Origin of the sequence: Aeromicrobium sp. S22 (assembly GCF_009661045.1) — a bacterium.
GTDB lineage: Bacteria > Actinomycetota > Actinomycetes > Propionibacteriales > Nocardioidaceae > Aeromicrobium > Aeromicrobium yanjiei.
Map to the genome: position 1 here is coordinate 1,199,588 of NZ_WJWV01000001.1, position 19,102 is coordinate 1,218,689.

Consider the following 19,102-nt stretch of genomic DNA (forward strand, 5'->3'; position numbering starts at 1 on the left):
GTCTACGCGGTCTCGAGGGCCGCGTCGAGGGTGATCTCCGGGACGGATGCGAGGGCCTTGCTCAGCGGGCAGCCGACCTTCGCCGCCTCCGCGGCCTCGAGGAACCCCGCCTCGTCGATGCCCTCGACCTCGCCGCGGACCTTCAGGGCGATCTTGCTGATCTTGAAGCCGCCGTCGGCCGAGTCCTCGCCGAGCGTGACCTTGGCGGTCGTCTCGATCGAGATCGGGGTGGCGCCCTTCTGGCCGAGGACCGCGGTCAGCTGCATCGTGAAGCACGACGAGTGGGCGGCGCCGAGGAGCTCCTCGGGGTTGGTCGCGCCACCGCCGTCCTCGGACGAGCGCTTCTTGAACGACATCTCGAACGTGCCGAGGCCCGAGTCGGTGAGCTCGACCTGGCCGGAGCCGTCCTCGAAACCGCCGTCCCAAGCGGTGCGTGCTGTGCGTGTCGGCATGCTGGATCCCTTCGTCGATGAGATCTTGACGCTACTGCGACTCACGGACGGCGCAACCAGTCCGAGCAGGAGGGCTCGGACCTGCCGACCTGCGAGGGTGGGGCCATGAACGAGCCGGAGCGCCGTGGACACCCGTTGGGCGAGCTGATCGCGGCTGCCGCGGACGGTCGCTTCCCGGAGGTGGACGGCGGCTGGGAGAGGGTTCGGCCGTGGCGTCCGGGCCTCGAGGCGGTGGTCGCGTTCACCGGCCACGCGGTGCTCGCCGTGTCGGACGACGTCACCGACGCCCGGCTCGAGGCGCTGGGGGTCGACGGCTTCGGCGGCGCCCACGACCCACGCCTCATGACGGCCCTGGCGGGGCCGGACGCCTGGATCGACGTCCTCGACGTGCTGCTGGTCGCGCGCGGGCGGGGGAGTGCCGCGCACCCGTCGGGGCTCGTCGCGCGTCCGGACCTCGCGGGTCATCCTCGTGTCCTGCACGCTGCCGTCGTGCGTGACGACGTCGAGGTCTGGGGGCACGCGGACCCGATGCGGTCGGCAGTGGCGATCCTGGCCCGCGGGATCGGCGGACTGCGTGAGCTGAGCTTCGAGATCGAGCCCGCCCGCCGCAAGGGGGCGGGGGCGGCGCTGATCGAGGACGCCCTGCGCGTGGTGCCGTGGGGCGAGGTGGTCGTGGCGGCCGCGGCGCCCGGGAACGCAGCAAGTCTGCGCGCCCTCCTGCGGGCCGGCTTCACGCCGGTCGGCTCGGTCCAGCTCTTCCGTCGCAGCGGGCCCTCGGGGCCCGGCGACGCGTACGTGCGCCGACAGGAGTGAACCTGTGGCGCCCCCGGCAGGATTCGAACCTGCGCTTCCGCCTCCGGAGGGCGGCGCTCTATCCCCTGAGCTACGGGGGCCAATGCGGCCAACTGCGGTGTGAGCCTACCCCACGCCCACTACGGTGATGTCCATGCCCAGAGTGCTCGTCGTCGACGACACCCCATCGATACGTTTCCTCATCCGGACCAACCTGGAGATTGCCGGATTCGAGGTCGTCGAAGCGGTCGACGGCGCGGACTGTCTCGACGCCCTGCGACGGCTGGAGACCCTGCCGGACGCGATCACGGTCGACGTCATGATGCCGCGCCTCGACGGCATCGCCACGGTCTCCGCGATCCGTGAGGATCGCCGGCTCGCCGGCATCGGCATCATCATGGTCACGACGCAGGGGCACCCGGCCGACATCCAGCGCGCGACGCAGGCAGGGGTCGACGCCTACGTGACCAAGCCGTTCGATCCGGACTTCCTGATCCAGACCGTGCGGGACGTCATCGCCCGGACCGAGGACCGTCCGCCGACCTCTTGATCGTTGCCCCATCCCGACGTACGGTTTTCGTACACGGAGAGGAGGTGGTCCCAAGAATGAATTCGTCTTGGACTTGTGAGGTGGCTGTCCGCTAGCCACGAGGCCCGGCTCCACGGAGCCGTTCCTGGTGCATCAGGACCTGGTGGCGGCGAATACCCGCAGTCACCCGACCCGCAGGGCGTCGAGCTGTCCACTCGACCCGTGCCTCCGCCGCTGGGCTCGCCCGGCCGGGAGTGCACATCCCCTGCGGGTCGCCCACGTCCGGACGCTTTTCGCCGCCGTCAGGGCCGTGGAGACCGGGGGATACCCTAGAGAGGTGACCCCCGACCAGCTTTCTTCCACGATCATCAGTGCCCTGACCTCCCTCGTCGAGGAGGGCGCCATCACCTTGCCGGACGGTGTGCCGGCCGAGGTAGTCGTGGAGCGACCGAAGGTCAAGGAGCACGGCGACTACGCGACCAACATCGCGCTCCAGCTCGGCAAGAAGGCCGGCATGAACCCGCGTGAGTTCGCCCAGCTGCTGGCCGACCGCCTCGGCGACGCCGACGGTGTCGCGAGCGCCGAGATCGCCGGCCCGGGCTTCCTCAACATCCGCGTCGACGCCCGCGCACAGGGCGCGCTGGCCCCCCAGATCGTCGCGGCCGGCACTGCCTACGGCACCAGCGATCTCTACGCGGGGCAGAAGGTCAACCTCGAGTTCGTCAGCGCCAACCCCACCGGCCCGATCCACATCGGTGGCGTCCGCTGGGCGGCTGTGGGCGACTCGCTCGGACGCATCCTGTCGGCGATCGGCGCGGAGGTGACACGCGAGTACTACTTCAACGACCACGGCGTGCAGATCGACCGCTTCGCCCGCTCGCTCCTCGCCGACGCTCGCGGCGACGAGGCCCCCGAGGACGGCTACGGCGGCCAGTACATCCACGACATCGCGCAGAACGTCCTGGCCAAGCACCCGGACGCCGCGAGCCTGCCGGACGCCGAGGCCCTCGAGACGTTCCGCGCCGAGGGTGTCGACCAGATGTTCGGCGAGATCAAGAGGAGCCTGCACGAGTTCGGCGTCGACTTCGACGTCTACTTCCACGAGAACGACCTGCACGAGTCAGGAGCGGTCGAACGCGCGATCGCCCGGCTCGAAGAGCTCGGGATGATGTACGAGAGCGAGGGCGCCCACTGGCTCAAGACGTCCAAGTTCGGCGATGACAAGGACCGCGTCGTCATCAAGTCCGACGGCCAGCCTGCGTACATCTCCGGTGACCTGGCGTACTACCTCGACAAGCGCGAGCGCGGCTTCGACCGGTGCATCATCATGCTCGGCGCCGACCACCACGGCTACGTGTCGCGCATGCTCGCGATGTGCGCCGCGTTCGGCGACACCCCCGAGGTCAACCTCGAGATCCTCATCGGCCAGATGGTCAATCTCGTGCGCGAGGGCCAGCCGCTGCGCATGAGCAAGCGGGCCGGCACCGTGCTCACGCTGGAAGACCTGGTCGAGGCGATCGGCGTCGACGCGGCGCGCTACGCGCTGGCCCGCTACTCCACGGACTCCACGATCGACCTCGACCTGGACCTGTGGGCCAGCCAGACCAGCGACAACCCGGTCTACTACGTCCAGTACGCCCACGCGCGGCTGTCGTCGATCATCCGCAACGCGGCCGATCTCGGCGTCGTCCTGGACGAGTCCACGTTCGACCCGTCGCTGCTCGTGGTCGACCAGGAGGGCGCGCTGCTGCGCTCGCTCGCGGACTACCCGAAGGTCGTCGCCCGCGCTGCCGAGCTGCGCGAGCCCCACCGGGTCGCCCGCTACCTCGAGGACACGGCCGCGGCGTTCCACAAGTTCTACGACGCCGCCCACGTGCTGCCCAAGGGCGACGAGGAGCCGAGCGACCTGCACCGGGCCCGGCTCATGCTCGTCGCGGCCACCCGCCAGACCATCGCCAACGGGCTCGCCCTGCTCGGCGTGCACGCTCCCGAGAGGATGTAGTCCGTGCGTTCCCACGAGGCCGGCGCCCTGCACGGCCAGGCCGGCGACCGCGGTCCCGCCTGGCTGCGGAACCCCGAGGACCCCAACCGGCTCGTCCCGCACCTGTGGGCCGACGGCGTCTCCAAGGTCGACGGCGTCCTGACCGTCGCCGGGGTGTCGGCCGTCGACCTGGCGGCCGAGTTCGGCACGCCCACCTACGTCGTGGACGAGGACGACTTCCGGCGTCGCGCGCGGTCGTTCAAGGAGGCGTTCCCCGACGCCGACGTCTACTACGCCGGCAAGGCGTTCCTGTGCGTCGCCGCCGCCCGCTGGATCGCGGAGGAAGGGCTCAACCTCGACGTGTGCAGCGGGGGCGAGCTCGCGGTCGCCCTCAAGGCCGACTTCCCGCCGGCCCGCATCGGCCTGCACGGCAACAACAAGTCGCTCGCCGAGCTGCGGCGCGCGCTCGAGGTCGGCGTCGGCCGCATCATCATCGACTCGTTCGAGGAGATCGACCGGCTGCGTGAGCTGACCGCCGAGCTCGACGTGACCGCTCCGGTCATGATCCGGGTGACCGCCGGCGTCGAGGCGCACACGCACGAGTACATCTCCACGTCCCACGAGGACCAGAAGTTCGGCTTCTCGATCACCGGGGGAGACGCCCTCGACGCGGTCCGCCGCGTGCTGGACGCTCCCGGGCTCGAGCTGCGGGGGTTGCACTCGCACATCGGCTCACAGATCTTCGTCACGGACGGCTTCGAGGTCGCGGCCCGGCGGGTGCTGCGCCTGCACGCCGAGATCGAGAAGGAGCTCGGTGTCGCGCTGCCCGAGTTCGACCTCGGCGGCGGCTTCGGCATTGCGTACACGACGCAGGACACGCCGTCCACGCCCGACGACCTCGCCCGGGGCATGCTCAAGATCGTCGCCGACGAGTGCGCGGCGATGGGCATCGCAGTTCCCCACCTGTCGATCGAGCCGGGCCGTGCGATCGCCGGCCCCTCGACGTTCACGCTCTACGAGGTCGGCACGACCAAGTCGGTGGCTCTGGACGGCGGAGCCGCCCGGCGCTACGTGTCGGTCGACGGCGGCATGAGCGACAACATCCGGCCTGCGCTGTACGGGGCGGACTACTCGTGCACGCTCGCGTCCCGCGTCTCCGAAGCACCTGCGGTGCTGAGCCGCGTCGTCGGCAAGCACTGCGAGTCCGGCGACATCGTGGTGAAGGACGAGTTCCTGCCCGGCGACGTCGCCGCAGGAGACCTGCTTGCCGTGCCGGGCACCGGGGCGTACTGCCGCTCGCTGGCCAGCAACTACAACCACGTGCCCCGTGCGGCGGTCGTGGCCGTCCGTGACGGCGAGGCCCGGCTCATCCTTCGGCGTGAGACCGAGGACGACCTGATGACCCTCGACGTCGGCTGACCCGTCCCGGTCAGTCGCGCTGGAGGCGGCGGGCGCCCGGCCCCTCACGTCCGAGCTCGTCGCCGGCGTTGAGGAGCGTGCAGCTCTTCAACGACAGGCAGCCGCAACCGATGCAGCCGTCGAGCTCGTCCCTCAGGCGCCGCAGCTGGTCGATGCGCGCGTCCAGATCGGCCCGCCACCGCCGGGACAGGCGCGACCAGTCGGCCTTGGTGGGCACACGGTCGTCCGGAAGGGTGGCGAGCGCCTCGCGGATGCGTGCCAACGAGATCCCGAGGCCCTGCGATACCCGGATGAACGCGACCCGGCGCAGCACGTCGCGGTGGTAGCGTCGCTGGTTGCCGGCCGTCCGGACGCTCGTGATCAAGCCTTCGCGCTCGTAGAAGTGCAGCGCCGACACCGTGACGGCGGACCGTGCGGCGACCTGGCCGGGGGTGAGCTCGGGGCGCCGGGACGACATGCCACGACGATAGTTCAGGTCGATGGAGTTGACCTCAACCTGGGTTGAGGTTGTGGAGTGGTCGCACCGACCACGAAGGAGCAGCATGAGCGCGACCCGCGAGCAACGACCCACAGGACCGGGCGATCCGCGACCCCCAGGGTGGCTGTGGTCCGGCCCGGACGGACGGGTCGTGCTGGGCATCTTCTCCTTGGCGTTCCTCGTCGCGTTCGAGTCGCTCGCCGTCGCCACCGTCATGCCGGTGGTCGCCGACGAGCTCGACGGGCTCACCCTGTACGCCCTCTCGTTCGCCGCGCCCATGGCGGTAGGCGTCGTCTCGATGACGTTGGCCGGGCCGCTCATGGATCGCCACGGGCCGGCACTCGCGGTGCGCGGCGGCGTCCTGGTCTTCTCGCTGGGGCTGCTCGTCGCGGGACTCGCCTCCTCGATGCCGGTCTTCCTGGTGGGCCGGGCCGTGCAGGGCCTGGGGATCGGCTTCATCTCGGTGGGGCTCTACGTCGTGATCGGGCGGACGTTCCACGAGGACGTGCGCGCGCGGGTGTTCACGGTCATGACGAGTGCCTGGGTGCTGCCGGCCCTCGTCGGCCCGCTCCTCGCCGGGACGATCGCGGACCTGGTCGGGTGGCGGTGGGTGTTCCTCGCCGTCCCGGCCGTGGCGCTCGCGTCGCTCGGACTCATCTGGCAGGCGCTCGACCGGATCGACGGGGACCCGGCCGTCGTCCTGGAGGGTCGGCGGGTGTGGTGGGCCGCGCTCGTCGCCGCCGGCGTCCTCTCGGTGAGCCTCGCCGGTCAGCGGGCGGTCACGTGGTGGCCGGTGCTGCTGGTCGCCGCCCTCGTGGTCACCCTCCGGTACGGGCCCCGGCTGGTGCCGCCGGGCTCGTGGCGCGGCCGGCCGGGGCTGCCGCGGGTGATCGCGACCCGCAGCCTGCTCGGTGCCGCCTTCGTCGGCGCCGAGACGTACGTGCCGCTCTCGCTGGTCCAGCACCGCGGACTGAGTGCCGCTCAGGCCGGACTGCTGCTGACCAGCGGCGCCGTCCTGTGGTTCGCCGGCTCGTGGCTGGCCGCCCACGTCCCCGTCCTGGCGTCCAAGCCGCTGCGGGTCAGGCTCGGCTCGGTCTGCGTGTTGGTCGGGACCGCGGCCGGATTTCTCGCCCTCCTCGATGAGGTGCCGGTGGCGGTCGTTGCTGCGGTCTGGGGCGTCGGCGGCCTCGGGATGGGCATGGCCCTGTCGACGCTCGGTGTGCTGCTGCTCGACCACTCCGCTGCGGCCGAGCAGGGCGCGAACAGCGCCGGCATGCAGATCAGCGATGCCGTGGCGCAGTCGCTCCTGCTCGCCCTCGGCAGCGTCCTGTTCGCGGTGCTGCTGACCGTCGGCGACAGGGTGGGGTACGTCATGGTGCTCGGCCTCGCGAGCGCGGTCGCGGCGCTCGGCGTCGCGATGGCGATGCGGGTGGAGGCCGCGCCCGGCTGAGCGCGGCCTCCCGGCGACTACTTCTTCTTGACCTTGGCGGTCTTCGAGCTCAGCTTGCTGACGGTGACGTAGCTGCTCTTCCTCTGGGTCACGCGCACCGTGATGCGCTTGCCGACATCGGCCTTGCGGACCTTGTAGGTGCTCTTCTTCTGGCCTGAGATCGCCCGGCCGTTGCGATACCACTTGTAGCTCGAGGTCACCGGCGCCGGACCCCACGAGCCGGTCTTGGCGCGCAACGTCCTGCCGACCTTGGCGGTCCCGCTGATCGTGACCTTCTTGGCGGTCAGGACGCCCTGGACCTTCGCGGTCGCGGCAGACGTCCTCACGACCGGCGCCCCGCCCTCGATCGTGCCGGTGACCGTCACGGTGATCTTCTTGCCTGCGTGGGCGTTGGACAGGCGCAGCGTGGACCCGGTCGCACCGGTGATCGCGGCGCCGTTGGCCCGCCACTGCCGAGCCAACGTCACGCCGGCCGGACCCCAGCTTCCGGTGGCGACGCTGAGCGTCTTGCCGCTGCGGGGCGTGCCGCTGATCGTCGGGGCGGCTCCCGTGACCACGGGCGGTGTCGCCACTGGGGCCGTCGCTGCGGACGTCTTGGTCGTGGCGGTGTGGGTGGCGAGCGTGCCCGTGACCCGCACGGTGATGGTCTTGGTGGCGTCCTCGATCGAGGGCGTGTACGTGGCTTGGGTGGCGCCCTCGATGGGTGCTCCGTTCGCGAGCCACTGGTAGGCCAGCTCCACGCCGGCTGGTCCCCAGGTGCCGGGGTCGGCGGTGAGCTGCTGGCCGACCTGTGGCGTCCCGGTGATGGTGGGCGTCGAGCCGGCGACCGCGGGCTTCGATACTGGGGCCGTCGCTGCGGACGTCTTGGCCGTGGTGGTGTGGTGGGCGAGCGTGCCCGTGACCCGCACGGCGATGGTCTTGGTGGCGTCCTCGATCGAGGGCGTGTACGTGGCTTGGGTGGCGCCCTCGATGGGTGCTCCGTTCGCGAGCCACTGGTAGGCCAGCTCGACGCCGGCTGGTCCCCAGGTGCCGGGGTCGGCGGTGAGCTGCTGGCCGACCTGTGGCGTCCCGGTGATGGTGGGCGTCGAGCCGGCGACCGCGGGCTTCGATACTGGGGCCGTCGCTGCGGACGTCTTGGCCGTGGTGGTGTGGTGGGCGAGCGTGCCCGTGACCCGCACGGCGATGGTCTTGGTGGCGTCCTCGATCGAGGGCGTGTACGTGGCTTGGGTGGCGCCCTCGATGGGTGCTCCGTTCGCGAGCCACTGGTAGGCCAGCTCGACGCCGGCTGGTCCCCAGGTGCCGGGGTCGGCGGTGAGCTGCTGGCCGACCTGGGGCGTCCCGGTGATGGTGGGCGTCGAGCCGGCGACCGCGGGCGCGGGGCCGAGCTTGATCTCGATGTCGATGACTTCGCCGTGCGAGGTCGCGGTGACCTCCTTCGCGGCAGCCTCGGAGTATGCGTTGTCGTACCACTCGGTGACACCGTCGACGCCGGCCGGCGGAGTGAAGAAGAACTTGTAGCGGTCGCCGATCCGGACCGTCTGGCGATAGACGCCTGCGTCGTCCGTCTCGTTCGGACCGGCGCGGCGCGGGCCCCACTCGCCCTCGTAGAACTGCCACACGCCGACGGCCGCGTCCGGCACCGGATTGCCGGCCGGGTCCTTGACGGTGAGCCGGATGCGGGGGGCCTGATCCAGGGCGATGTCGATCTTGTCGGTGGTCTTCCCGGGCGTGACTGCCACGTCCGCGGCGCCGGCGAAGGTGGTGCTGTTCTTCCAGTAGCGCGACTCGTACGAGGGGTCGTCCGGCTTGTCGGCGTGGACCGAGGCCTCGACCTTGTACGTGCCCCTCACCAGTCCTCCGCCACGCATGCCCACGGAGCTGTACACGCCGTCGGCGTCTGTCCGGACCGTCGTACCTCCGGCCATTTCCGAGCGCCTGAACATGATCGAGGCGTTGGCGAGTGGCTTGCCGGCCCGGTCGGTCACCCGGCCGGTGATCTGGCCCGACACCTCGAGCACCACGTCGTCGGCGACAGTGGTGCCCGAGCCGACCTGCAGCGTGGTGGCGTCCATGACGTCGAAGGCATCGTTGTAGTACTCGCTCTGATAGGCCGGCGATGCGTGGACCTCGAACGTGTAGGAGCCCGCTGGCAGGTTCGGCAGCGTGTAGGTGCCGCCGTCGAACCGGTACGCGTCGGTGTCGTCGTCCGAAGGATCGGCGTCGACCGAGGCGAAGCGCTCGTCGGCGGGGTCCCACCGGTACAGGTAGAGGTAGCCCCCGTCGGCGGTTGTCTTGGGGCCGCCGACCGACTGGGTGAACACCGCGCCGGTGAGGGAGCCCGTGTCGTCGGCCTGAGCGGGCTGGGCCGTCAGTCCGGCCCCGGCGAGGCAGGCGGCGACGAGCACGCCGGTGAGCCTGCTCAGCCGGCGCCTGCGCGGCGTCGAGGTGTCAGCTGACGGTGCGGCGAAAGTCATGGGTCCCCCCGGTCGTGTGCGGCGGGGCCGGTGAGCTGCCCCCGTCCAGCGGTGATTGTAGACAGACGTGCTGTCTGATTTGCAGATGACCAGATTCACGGCCGTGTCGTCCACTCGGTAGGGACGCCGATACCCTTGCAGCGTGAGCACCTCCTCGTGGACCCCCGGACGTCCGCTCCGAGTCGCCCTGCTGGGCTGCGGAGTCGTCGGCACGGAGGTCGCCCGACTGCTCACGCGGGATGCGGACGAGCTCGCTCAGCGCGTCGGCGCTCCGCTCGAGCTCGTGGGTGTCGCGGTACGCCGTCTGAACCGTGAGCGCGACCTCGACCTGCCCAGCGAGCTGTTCACGACCGATGCAGTCGGCCTCGTGTCGCGCGGTGACATCGACGTGGTGATCGAGGTCATCGGCGGCATCGACCTGGCCCGCGAGCTGATCCTGACCGCGCTGGAGAACGGCGCCTCGGTCGTGACCGCCAACAAGGCGCTGCTGGCCGAGGACGGCGCCACCCTGTTCGAGGCCGCGCACAAGGCAGAGCGCGACTTGTACTTCGAGGCTGCGGTCGCCGGCGCGATCCCGATCGTCCGTCCGCTCCGCGAGTCGCTGGCCGGTGACCGCGTCCAGCGCGTCCTCGGCATTGTCAACGGCACCACCAACTTCATCCTCGACGCGATGACCACGACGGGTCAGGGCTTCTCCGAGGCACTCGACGAGGCACAGCGTCTCGGTTACGCCGAGGCGGATCCCACCGCGGACATCGAGGGCTTCGACGCTGCGTCCAAGGCGGCGATCCTCGCCGGGCTCGCCTTCCACACCCGCGTCACGATCGGCGACGTGCACCGCGAGGGCATCACCGAGGTGACCGCGGCCGACGTCCGTTCGGCCGACGAGATGGGCTGCGTCGTCAAGCTGCTCGCGATCTGCGAGAAGCGGGACACCCCGACCGGCCCGGCCGTGTCGGCGCGCGTCCACCCCGCGATGATCCCGCTGACCCACCCGCTCGCGAGCGTCCACGGGGCGTACAACGCGGTGTTCGTCGAGAGCGAGTCGGCCGGCGAGCTGATGTTCTACGGCCCCGGCGCCGGAGGCTCCCCGACGGCCAGCGCAGTTCTCGGCGACGTCGTCTCGGTCGCCCGCAACCGGCGCAGCGACGTCTTCGGGCCCGGCGAGTCGACCCACGCGCAGCTCGAGGTGCTCGACATGGGGCGGGCCCGCACCCGCTATCACGTGTCGATCGACGTCGACGACCGCGCGGGCGTGCTCGCGTCGGTCGCGAGTGCGTTCGCCGAGTACGGGGTCTCGATCAAGACCGTCCGCCAGGAGGGCAGCGGGTCCGATGCCCAGCTCGTCATCGTGACGCACGAGGCCGAGGACGCCTCGCTGTCGGCCACGGTGGCCTCGCTGCGCGGGCTCGACATGGTGCGTGACGTGACATCCGTGATGCGCGTCGAGGGAGGATTCTGATGGCACACCTGTGGAGAGGCGTCATCGAGGAGTACCGCGAGTGGCTCCCCGTGACGTCCGAGACGCCGGTCGTCACCCTGGGGGAGGGCGGCACTCCGCTCGTCCACTCGTCGTGGCTCTCGGGCATCGTGCACGGTGACGTCTGGATCAAGGTCGAGGGCAACAACCCCACGGGCTCGTTCAAGGACCGCGGCATGACCACGGCCGTCTCGGTCGCGGTGGGCGAGGGCGCCAAGGCAGTGGTGTGCGCGTCGACCGGCAACACGTCCGCCTCCATGACCGCGTACGCGGCCACGGCCGGCCTGACCCCGATCGTCCTCGTGCCGCACGGCAAGATCTCCGCGGGCAAGATGGCGCAGGCCGTCATGCACGGTGCCGAGGTCATCCAGGTCCGTGGCGGCTTCGACGAGTGCCTGCAGCTGTCGCGGGCGCTGGCCGACAAGTACCCCGTCGCCCTCGTCAACTCGGTCAACCCCGTCCGCCTGCAGGGGCAGAAGACCGCGGCGTTCGAGATCGTGGACGCCCTCGACGCGACCCCCGACCTGCACGTGCTGCCGGTCGGCAACGCGGGCAACATCTCGGCGTACTGGCTGGGCTACCGCGAGTACGCCGACGCGGGCATCGCGACGCGCACCCCGCAGATGTGGGGCTTCCAGGCGCAGGGCGCCGATCCCATCGTCCAGGGCGCCCCGATCGCCGTCCCCGAGACGATCGCGACCGCGATCCGCATCGGCAACCCCGCCTCGTGGCACCTGGCGACGGCGGCCCGTGACGAGTCCGGCGGTCGCATCGCGTCGGTCAGTGACGAGCAGATCCTCCAGGCCCAGCGCGATCTCGCCTCCCACGACGGCGTCTTCGTCGAGCCCGCCTCCGCCGCCGGCGTCGCGGGCCTGCTGGCCGCGGCCGTCGCCGGGGAGGTCGAGCCGGGGCAGACCATCGCGGTCACCGTCACCGGTCACGGGCTGAAGGACATCGACACCGCGCTCTCGGGCGTGGGGGCGATGGTCGACGCGATCATCGAGGCCGACGTCGACGCTGCGGCCGAGGCCGCAGGCCTTCGGTGACCTTCGTCGACGGACCGGTCACCGTCAGGGTGCCGGCCTCGAGCGCGAACCTCGGTCCCGGTTTCGACGCGCTCGGTCTCGCGCTGACCCTGCACGACACGCTGACGGCCGAGGTCGTCGACGAAGGGCTCGACGTCCACGTCACCGGCGAGGGCATGGACGGCGTGCCGCTGGACGAGACGCACCTGGTCGTCCAGGCCATGCACGCGGCCTTCGACCTGCTCGGTGGACGCCCGTCCGGGCTGCGACTGACCTGCACCAACACCATCCCCCACGGCCGCGGGCTCGGCTCGTCCGCCGCGGCGATCGTGGGCGGCGTCCTGCTGGCGCGCGCGCTGGTCGTGGGCGGCGAGGCGTTGCTGGACGACGCGGCGGCGTACCAGCTGACGGTCGACCTCGAGGGTCATCCCGACAACGTCGCCGCGGCGTTCTTCGGCGGACTGACGATCGCCTGGATCGACGGTGCCGCCGCCGAGGTCGAGCGACTCGAGACCAACGTCGAGGTCACGGTGTTCGTGCCGCCCGCAGCCGTCTCGACCGAGAAGGCCCGGGGGCTGCTGCCCGAGAGCGTCCCGCACGCCGATGCCGCGCGCAACGCCGGCCGCGCTGCGCTGCTCGTGGCCGCCCTCACCGGGGCGCCGCACCGCCTCGCGTCGGCGACCGAGGACTGGATCCACCAGGGCTACCGCTCCGAGGCGATGCCCGAGTCCTACAAGCTGCTGCGCCAGCTGCGGGTCGAGGGCGTACCGGCGATCATCTCGGGCGCCGGTCCGACGGTCCTGGTGTTCGCGCGAGGAGTGGCCGACCGCGCTCCCGCCGGGTGGGTCGTCCACGAGCTGGGCGTCGATCGCACGGGCGCAGAGGTCGTCCGCAGCGGCGCCTGAGCAGTTGAACCGATCGGGAATTCCGGCGGACCCGTTGATGTTATGGTGGATGAGTCGGAGTCGAGTTCATCTCCCCGACAGTGACAGCAAGTGAGCAGTGCCACTCAAGTCGCCCGTCAGATACGGGCAAGCCTCCACGCGATCCGGCTTTCCGGACCACTGGCCTTGTGGCCTCATCCAAAGGAACCTACGTGACTGAAACCACCACGACACCTGATGCCTCCGCGTCCTCGGCCTCGGCCGGGACCCCCCGCAAGACCGGGGGAAGCCTGGGTGGAAAGGTGCTTGCCGAGCTGCAGGAAATCGCTGCGGGACTCGGCATCACCGGCGCGGAGAAGATGCGTAAGGGCGCACTCATCGACGCCATCAAGATCGCTCGCGGCGACGCGGGCACCTCGACGAAGGCCGCCGTCAAGGCCGCCTCGGGACCGGCCGTCGCGGACACCGCCGACGCCGCACCCGTGATCGTCCCCCCGACGAAGAACGACGCCGAGTCCGGCGAGGCCGCCAAGAGCGAGGCCCCCAAGCGGGGCGGAGCGCGGGGCCGCAACGCCAAGGCCGACAAGCCCACGTCCGACGTCGTCGCCGACGAGGCGCCGGCCGCGAAGGCCGACAAGCCCACGCGCAGCCGCTCCAGGGCTGCCAAGAGCGATGTCGTCACGACCGACGAGGGTCAGAACGGCGCCGAGAAGAACGGCGCTGAGAAGAACGTCGCCGACAAGAGCGGTGCCGACAAGAACGGTGCCGACAAGAGCGGTGCCGACAAGTCGGACAAGGGCGGGGCCGGCAAGAACGGCTCGCAGCGCGGCGGTGCGAAGGCAGACGCCCAGGCGGAGCCCAAGAACGAGTCCCGCCACGACAACGCGCGCGGCGACCAGTCCGCCGACGACCGGGACGACGACGCCGAGGGCGGCCGCGGTCGCGGTCGTGGACGCGGCCAGAACGCCAACGGTGGCGGCAACACGAACCGCAACCAGGGCAACCAGAACCGCAACCAGAACCCGCCCCAGGCCGATCGTCAGCCGGCGCCGGCGCAGCACGACGACGACGAGGACGGCGGCGGACGTCGCCGCAACCGTCGCGGTCGCAACCGCAACAGCCAGGGCGGCGGACGCGGCAGCCTCGACGTCGACACGTCGTACACCGAGGACGACGTCCTGGTGCCCGCCGCGGGCATTCTCGACATCCTCGACAACTACGCGTTCGTGCGCACCACGGGCTACCTGCCCAGCGACAACGACGTCTACGTCTCGCTCTCCATGGTCCGCAAGTGGGGCCTTCGCCGCGGCGACGCCGTCGTCGGTCAGGTGCGCCAGCCCCGCGAGGGCGAGCGCAAGGAGAAGTTCAACCCGATGGTCAAGATCGACTCGGTCAACGGGATGGCCCTGGAGGAGGCGACCAAGCGCGTCGAGTTCTCCAAGCTCACTCCGCTGTACCCGTCGGAGCGCCTGCGCCTCGAGGGTGAGGCCGGCGGCCTGACCGGTCGCGTCATCGACCTGGTGTCGCCGATCGGCAAGGGTCAGCGCGGCCTCATCGTGTCGCCGCCGAAGGCCGGCAAGACCGTCGTGATGCAGCAGATCGCCAACGCGATCACGACCAACAACCCCGAGTGCCACCTGATGATCGTCCTGGTCGACGAGCGTCCCGAGGAGGTCACCGAGTTCCAGCGCACCGTCAAGGGCGAGGTCATCGCCTCGACGTTCGACCGTCCGGCCACCGATCACACGATGGTCGCCGAGCTCGCGATCGAGCGCGCGAAGCGTCTGGTCGAGCTGGGCCACGACGTCGTGCTGCTGCTGGACGGCATCACGCGCCTCGGCCGGGCGTACAACCTCGCCGCGCCGGCCTCCGGTCGCATCATGTCCGGTGGCGTCGACTCGTCGGCGCTCTACCCGCCCAAGAAGTTCTTCGGCGCCGCGCGCAACATCGAGGACGGCGGTTCGCTGACGATCCTCGCCACCGCGTTGGTCGAGACCGGGTCCCGCATGGACGAGGTCATCTTCGAGGAGTTCAAGGGCACCGGCAACTGGGAGCTGCGCCTGCGTCGCGACCTCGCCGACAAGCGGATCTTCCCGGCGGTGGACGTCGAGGCGTCCAGCACCCGCCGCGAGGAGCTGCTGATGGGCAAGGACGAGCTCAACATCGTCTGGAAGCTGCGGCGCGTGCTGTCGGGCCTCGACGGCCGCCAGGGCCTGGAGCTGATGCTCGACAAGCTCAAGCAGTCGCCCAACAACGCTGAGTTCCTCGCGCAGATCACCAAGACGATCTCTGAGGACGGGGCAGCCGCCACCAGCTGACCTGTGCACGAAGGGGAGGGGCGCATCCGGTGACCGGGTGCGCCCCTTCGTCGTACCGGTTTCGGATGGTCGCCCGGGAGGTCGGCCCCTAGGCTGGCGCCATGACCACCGCACACGACTTCTCCGCCACCGCGATCGACGGCACCGAGCGGCTCCTGGCCGACTACAAGGGCAAGGTCCTCCTCGTCGTCAACACCGCGACGCAGTGTGGCTTCACCCCGCAGTTCAAGGGCCTCGAGGAGGTCTACCGGGAGTACGTCGACCGCGGCCTGGTCGTGCTGGGCTTCCCGTGCGACCAGTTCGGCAACCAGAACCCCGACGGTGACGAGGAGACCGCCGCGTTCTGCGAGAAGAACTTCGGTGTGACGTTCCCGTTGTTCTCCGAGATCGAGGTCAACGGCGACGGGGCGCACCCGCTCTACAAGTGGCTCAAGCAGGAGAAGGGCGGAGTCGGCCCGTCGGCGATCAAGTGGAACTTCACCAAGTTCCTGATCGACACCGAGGGCAACGTCGTCAAGCGCTACGGCTCGGCGACCAAGCCCGAGAAGATCAAGGCCGACATCGAGAAGCTGCTGCCGGCCTGATCGCTCACAACCCCTGGGCGGCCTGCCACGCGGCGAACGCCTCACGGCTCGTCTTGGCGGGCCGATAGCCGAAGACGTCCTTGAGCCGGCTGTTGTCGAGCACGGGCCTGTACTGCAGGAACTTGGTCTGCTCGGGGCCGTACTGCGTCAGCCGCAGCGGCCTGGCGACCCGCAGGGCCGTGCGCAGCACCGGCTCGGGCACCGGCAGTGTCGGCTTGCCCAGGGCGGCGGCGATCTCCCGCACGGTCATCGCGCCGTCGCCGGCGACATTGAAGACGCCCGTGACGTGACCGGTCACGGCCTGCAGCATGATCGCCACGAGGTCCTCGTCCCAGATGAACACGAACGGGGAGTCCGATCCGGCGATCCGCAGCAGCCGCCTGGCGCGGAACAGGTCGGTGATCTGGTTGTCGACCGTGGCGCCGAGGATCGTGCCGATGCGCAGCACGACCTGCTCCAGGCCCGGGTGGGCCTCGCGCTCGGCGGCCAGCATCTGCTCGACGAGTCGCTTGTGCCGGCTGTACGCGAAGGCGTCGTTGGCGCGCACCGGCTGGTCCTCGGTGATCCAGGCCGGGCTGTCGGCGTGATAGCCGTACGCCGCGCCGCTCGAGGACACCACCAGTCGTCGCACGCCGTGGGCGATGCACGCGTCGAGCACGTGACGGCTGCCGTCCACGTCGACGCGGTACGCCAGCTCGTCGGACATGCCGCGGCCCGGGTTGACGATCGAGGCCAGGTGCACGACCGTGTCGACCCCGTGGCGTCCGATCACCGCGTCGACAGCGGCGGGGTCCGTGACGTCCGCGATCTCGTGCACCGCGCCCGGCGTGGCCTCGTCCGGTAGACGCAGGTCCGTCCCCACGACGACGTCCACCGTGGGGGAGGCGGCCAGCCCTTGCACGACGGAGCGCCCCAGGAACCCGTCCGCCCCCGTCACGAGGACCCGGTGCCCCGTCATGCGTCGACCTGCTCGCGTGCGGGCGCGCGGCGTCCCCACCACGTCGCCAGCACGAGGCCCGCGATGATGTCCCAGATGCCCCACCACGCGGCGACCAGGGCCATGCCACCGAGGCCGTCGAAGAACTGGAACACCAGGAGCAGGCCCAGGCCCGCATTGCGGATGCCGACCTCGAACGTCATCGCGCGGCGGCTGTAGTCGTCCAGCCCTGTGCCGCGGGCGATGCCGTAGCCGAGCGCGAGGGCCAGGGCGTCGTGCAGGAACACCGCGAGCAGCACGACTCCGATGTAGTCGGTGAAGATGTCCCAGTTCTTGGCGACGCCGACCAGGATGATCGCCGCGAGGCCCAGGAACGCGATCCGGCTGACCCAGGTGTGCGCCGCCGCCGCGACCCGTGGCCACAGCCGGGCCACGGTCAGGCCGAGCGCGAAGGGCACGCCGATCACGAGCACGACCTCGCTGAGCATGTCCCACGGAGTGACGTCGATGTCGCGCAGGAAGGCGTCTCCGGTGGGGTGCCACCCGCCCCACAGGGCGAAGTTCAGCGGCATCAAGAAGATCGCGAGGACGTTCGACACCGCGGTCATCGACACCGACAGCGCGACGTCGCCGCGGGCACGGTGGGTCAAGATGTTGGAGACGTTGCCCGGCGGGCAGCAGGCGACGAGGATCATGCCGAGGGCGACCGATCCCCGCACGTCCAGGACGAGGGTCAGGGCGAAGGTGATGGCGGGCAGCAGCACGAACTGCCCCGCGATCGCGACCGCCATGGCGCGAGGCTTGCGCAGCGCGGCCCGGAAGTCCTCGACCCGGGTGTCGAGGGCGATCCCGAACAGGATCGCGCCGATCACGACCTTGAGCAGCGTCAGCGAGCTCTCGTTGAACGCGATCGAGATGGAGTCGACGTCGACGTTGGCGATCACGCGCTCAGCTCCTTGATGGCCCGGCCGACGGCGCGGCGGTAGGCGTCCTTGTTGACGTAGTAGCTCATCCGCTCGAGCCCCAGGTAGCGATAGCCACCGGTGAGGTCGGGGGGCGGGCCGTGCACCTGCTCGAGGAGCCGGTCGGCCGCCGGGCTCCCGGTCTCCTTCGCGGCGATGAAGGCGGCGACCAGCTCGGCCTGCTCGTAGCGGCCCTGCCAGCCGATGCCGGACGCCTCGATCATCCCGAGCACGAACAGGTCGTCGTGCTCGGGGGAGAAGATGTTGAGGTGCAGATCGGGGGCGGCGCCGGTCCAGCTCAGGTGCTGACGGTCGATGAACGGGTAGTGCAGCCGGTAGCCGGTTGCGAGCACCAGGACGTCGTACGTGCCGGACGACCCGTCGACGAAGTGGACGTCCTGGCCGTCGAGCCGGGCGACGTCCTTGCGCACGGCCACGTCACCGTGCCCGATGTGGTGCAGCACCAGGGTGTTCACGACGGGGTGGGACTCGTAGATCTTGTAGTCGGGCTCGGGGAAGCCGAAGCGGACGGGGTCGCCGGTGAACATCCGCAGGACGCGGCTGTCGATCGCCTGCTTGAGGCGGGCCGGGAGCGGACGACCTTGGTTGAGGGTGTCGGCGGGCTTGCCGAACAGGTACTTCGGCACGAAGTAGTAGCCCCGCCGGACGCTGAGGTCGACCGCGGCGGCGTGGTGGACGGCGTCGACCGCGATGTCGCAGCCGCTGTTGCCCGCGCCGACGATGAGCACCCGCTTGCCGCGGAACACCTCGGGCGACTTGTACGCACTGGTGTGCATGACCTCGCCGGTGAACTCGCCCTCGAGCTGCGGGACGTTGGGCTCGGACAGGGTGCCGTTGGCGAGGATGACGCCCGCGAACGTCTCGGTCGTCGTCGTGCCGTCGGGGCCGCGGCTCGTGACGTCCCAGCCGCCCGTGCTCGGGTCGGCCGGCTCGACTCGGGTCACCTCGGTGCCGAAGCGGAACCGGTCACGCAGCCCGAACGTGTCGGCGAAGTCGCCGAAGTACGCCATGAGAGCGCGGTGGCCCGGGTAGTCCGCGACGTCCTCGCGCATCGGGAACTCGGTGAACTCGGTCGTGGTCCGCGACGAGATCAGGTGCGCGGACTCGTACACGGTGCTCCGGGGGGCATTGATGTTCCAGAGCCCGCCCACGTCGTCGGCGAGCTCGAAGCCCGTCCAGGCGATGCCGCGGCGGTCGAGGTTGCGGGCGCCGGCGAGGCCCGAGGGCCCGGCGCCGATGAGGGCGTAGGTGGACGGGGAGGACACAGGCGGCAGTCTGCCAGTCCGCGGGGTCGCAGCCGCAGGTTCTCACGGTGC

The 19,102-nt window shown here is 70.6% G+C and carries 16 protein-coding genes and 1 tRNA gene; 10 read left to right on the plus strand and 7 right to left on the minus strand.

Annotation, left to right across the window (positions count from 1 at the left end):
- Positions 1-2: 2 nt before the first annotated feature.
- Positions 3-452: an OsmC family peroxiredoxin gene (locus tag GEV27_RS05930; protein ID WP_153653532.1), complete on the minus strand. Its 450-nt coding sequence runs from the start codon at positions 450-452 to the stop codon at positions 3-5.
- Positions 453-557: 105 nt separating this feature from the next.
- On the opposite strand from GEV27_RS05930, the gene GEV27_RS05935 reads away from it, so the two are divergent.
- A complete protein-coding gene (locus GEV27_RS05935; RefSeq protein WP_153933687.1) occupies positions 558-1,265 on the plus strand; it encodes an N-acetyltransferase in 708 nt (235 codons plus the stop codon).
- Between the two features lie 5 nt (positions 1,266-1,270).
- On the opposite strand, the gene GEV27_RS05940 is transcribed toward GEV27_RS05935, so the two are convergent.
- Positions 1,271-1,345 (minus strand) — tRNA-Arg (locus GEV27_RS05940).
- A gap of 53 nt (positions 1,346-1,398) precedes the next feature.
- Here GEV27_RS05940 and GEV27_RS05945 point away from each other — a divergent pair.
- The 3 genes from GEV27_RS05945 to lysA all read left to right on the plus strand — a co-directional run bounded on the left by GEV27_RS05945 (position 1,399) and on the right by lysA (position 5,173).
- Positions 1,399-1,794 carry a response regulator gene (locus tag GEV27_RS05945; protein ID WP_153910316.1) on the plus strand — a complete coding sequence of 132 codons (396 nt, stop codon included), beginning with the start codon at positions 1,399-1,401 and terminating at the stop codon, positions 1,792-1,794.
- A gap of 316 nt (positions 1,795-2,110) precedes the next feature.
- Positions 2,111-3,775, plus strand: coding sequence for an arginine--tRNA ligase (gene argS, locus GEV27_RS05950; RefSeq protein WP_309222061.1), 1,665 nt, complete (start codon positions 2,111-2,113; stop codon positions 3,773-3,775).
- Positions 3,776-3,778: 3 nt separating this feature from the next.
- Positions 3,779-5,173: a diaminopimelate decarboxylase gene (gene lysA / locus GEV27_RS05955; protein ID WP_309222062.1), complete on the plus strand. Its 1,395-nt coding sequence runs from the start codon at positions 3,779-3,781 to the stop codon at positions 5,171-5,173.
- Between the two features lie 10 nt (positions 5,174-5,183).
- Here the strand turns inward: lysA and soxR are convergent, their stop codons facing one another.
- Complete coding sequence (gene soxR, locus GEV27_RS05960; protein ID WP_153933688.1) at positions 5,184-5,630, minus strand: redox-sensitive transcriptional activator SoxR; 447 nt, start codon at positions 5,628-5,630, stop codon at positions 5,184-5,186.
- 85 nt (positions 5,631-5,715) lie between these two features.
- Here soxR and GEV27_RS05965 point away from each other — a divergent pair, with 85 nt between their 5' ends.
- On the plus strand, positions 5,716-7,101 hold the full coding sequence (locus GEV27_RS05965; protein WP_194944139.1) for an MFS transporter: 1,386 nt from the start codon (positions 5,716-5,718) through the stop codon (positions 7,099-7,101).
- 17 nt (positions 7,102-7,118) lie between these two features.
- Here the strand turns inward: GEV27_RS05965 and GEV27_RS05970 are convergent, their stop codons facing one another.
- The gene (locus tag GEV27_RS05970; protein WP_153933690.1) at positions 7,119-9,575 is read right to left on the minus strand and encodes a carboxypeptidase regulatory-like domain-containing protein; all 2,457 of its coding nucleotides are present in this window, start codon (positions 9,573-9,575) and stop codon (positions 7,119-7,121) included.
- Between the two features lie 142 nt (positions 9,576-9,717).
- Between GEV27_RS05970 and GEV27_RS05975 the strand changes: the two genes are divergently transcribed.
- The 5 genes from GEV27_RS05975 (at position 9,718) to GEV27_RS05995 (ending at position 15,866) form a co-directional block, all read left to right on the plus strand.
- A complete protein-coding gene (locus tag GEV27_RS05975; RefSeq protein WP_153653518.1) occupies positions 9,718-11,037 on the plus strand; it encodes a homoserine dehydrogenase in 1,320 nt (439 codons plus the stop codon).
- The gene (thrC, locus tag GEV27_RS05980; RefSeq protein ID WP_153910320.1) at positions 11,037-12,101 is read left to right on the plus strand and encodes a threonine synthase; all 1,065 of its coding nucleotides are present in this window, start codon (positions 11,037-11,039) and stop codon (positions 12,099-12,101) included. Before GEV27_RS05975 ends, thrC begins: the two co-directional genes overlap by 1 nt.
- On the plus strand, positions 12,098-12,985 hold the full coding sequence (gene thrB, locus GEV27_RS05985) for a homoserine kinase (protein ID WP_309222063.1): 888 nt from the start codon (positions 12,098-12,100) through the stop codon (positions 12,983-12,985). Before thrC ends, thrB begins: the two co-directional genes overlap by 4 nt.
- A gap of 191 nt (positions 12,986-13,176) precedes the next feature.
- Positions 13,177-15,282, plus strand: coding sequence for a transcription termination factor Rho (gene rho, locus GEV27_RS05990; protein WP_309222064.1), 2,106 nt, complete (start codon positions 13,177-13,179; stop codon positions 15,280-15,282).
- Between the two features lie 101 nt (positions 15,283-15,383).
- Positions 15,384-15,866, plus strand: a complete 483-nt coding sequence (locus GEV27_RS05995; RefSeq protein ID WP_153653514.1) for a glutathione peroxidase — start codon at positions 15,384-15,386, stop codon at positions 15,864-15,866.
- Positions 15,867-15,870: 4 nt separating this feature from the next.
- Here the strand turns inward: GEV27_RS05995 and GEV27_RS06000 are convergent, their stop codons facing one another.
- Genes GEV27_RS06000 through GEV27_RS06010 form a run of 3 tightly spaced genes read right to left on the minus strand, consistent with a single transcriptional unit; the run spans position 15,871 to position 19,051 of the window.
- Positions 15,871-16,824: an SDR family oxidoreductase gene (locus GEV27_RS06000; RefSeq protein WP_153933691.1), complete on the minus strand. Its 954-nt coding sequence runs from the start codon at positions 16,822-16,824 to the stop codon at positions 15,871-15,873.
- Positions 16,821-17,747, minus strand: coding sequence for a bile acid:sodium symporter family protein (locus GEV27_RS06005; RefSeq protein ID WP_309222065.1), 927 nt, complete (start codon positions 17,745-17,747; stop codon positions 16,821-16,823). Before GEV27_RS06005 ends, GEV27_RS06000 begins: the two co-directional genes overlap by 4 nt.
- Positions 17,744-19,051, minus strand: a complete 1,308-nt coding sequence (locus GEV27_RS06010) for an NAD(P)/FAD-dependent oxidoreductase (RefSeq protein WP_309222066.1) — start codon at positions 19,049-19,051, stop codon at positions 17,744-17,746. Before GEV27_RS06010 ends, GEV27_RS06005 begins: the two co-directional genes overlap by 4 nt.
- Between the last annotated feature and the right edge of the window lie 51 nt (positions 19,052-19,102).

Excerpts from the sequence above, each read along its gene's own strand:
- GEV27_RS05970 (WP_153933690.1), bottom strand. The coding sequence starts at position 9,575 with ATGACTTTCGCCGCACCGTCAGCTGACACCTCGACGCCGCGCAGGCGC.
- soxR (WP_153933688.1), bottom strand. The coding sequence starts at position 5,630 with ATGTCGTCCCGGCGCCCCGAGCTCACCCCCGGCCAGGTCGCCGCACGG.
- thrC (WP_153910320.1), top strand. The coding sequence starts at position 11,037 with ATGGCACACCTGTGGAGAGGCGTCATCGAGGAGTACCGCGAGTGGCTC.
- GEV27_RS05995 (WP_153653514.1), top strand. The coding sequence starts at position 15,384 with ATGACCACCGCACACGACTTCTCCGCCACCGCGATCGACGGCACCGAG.
- GEV27_RS05930 (WP_153653532.1), bottom strand. The coding sequence starts at position 452 with ATGCCGACACGCACAGCACGCACCGCTTGGGACGGCGGTTTCGAGGAC.
- GEV27_RS05935 (WP_153933687.1), top strand. The coding sequence starts at position 558 with ATGAACGAGCCGGAGCGCCGTGGACACCCGTTGGGCGAGCTGATCGCG.
- GEV27_RS05945 (WP_153910316.1), top strand. The coding sequence starts at position 1,399 with ATGCCCAGAGTGCTCGTCGTCGACGACACCCCATCGATACGTTTCCTC.
- GEV27_RS06000 (WP_153933691.1), bottom strand. The coding sequence starts at position 16,824 with ATGACGGGGCACCGGGTCCTCGTGACGGGGGCGGACGGGTTCCTGGGG.
- GEV27_RS05965 (WP_194944139.1), top strand. The coding sequence starts at position 5,716 with ATGAGCGCGACCCGCGAGCAACGACCCACAGGACCGGGCGATCCGCGA.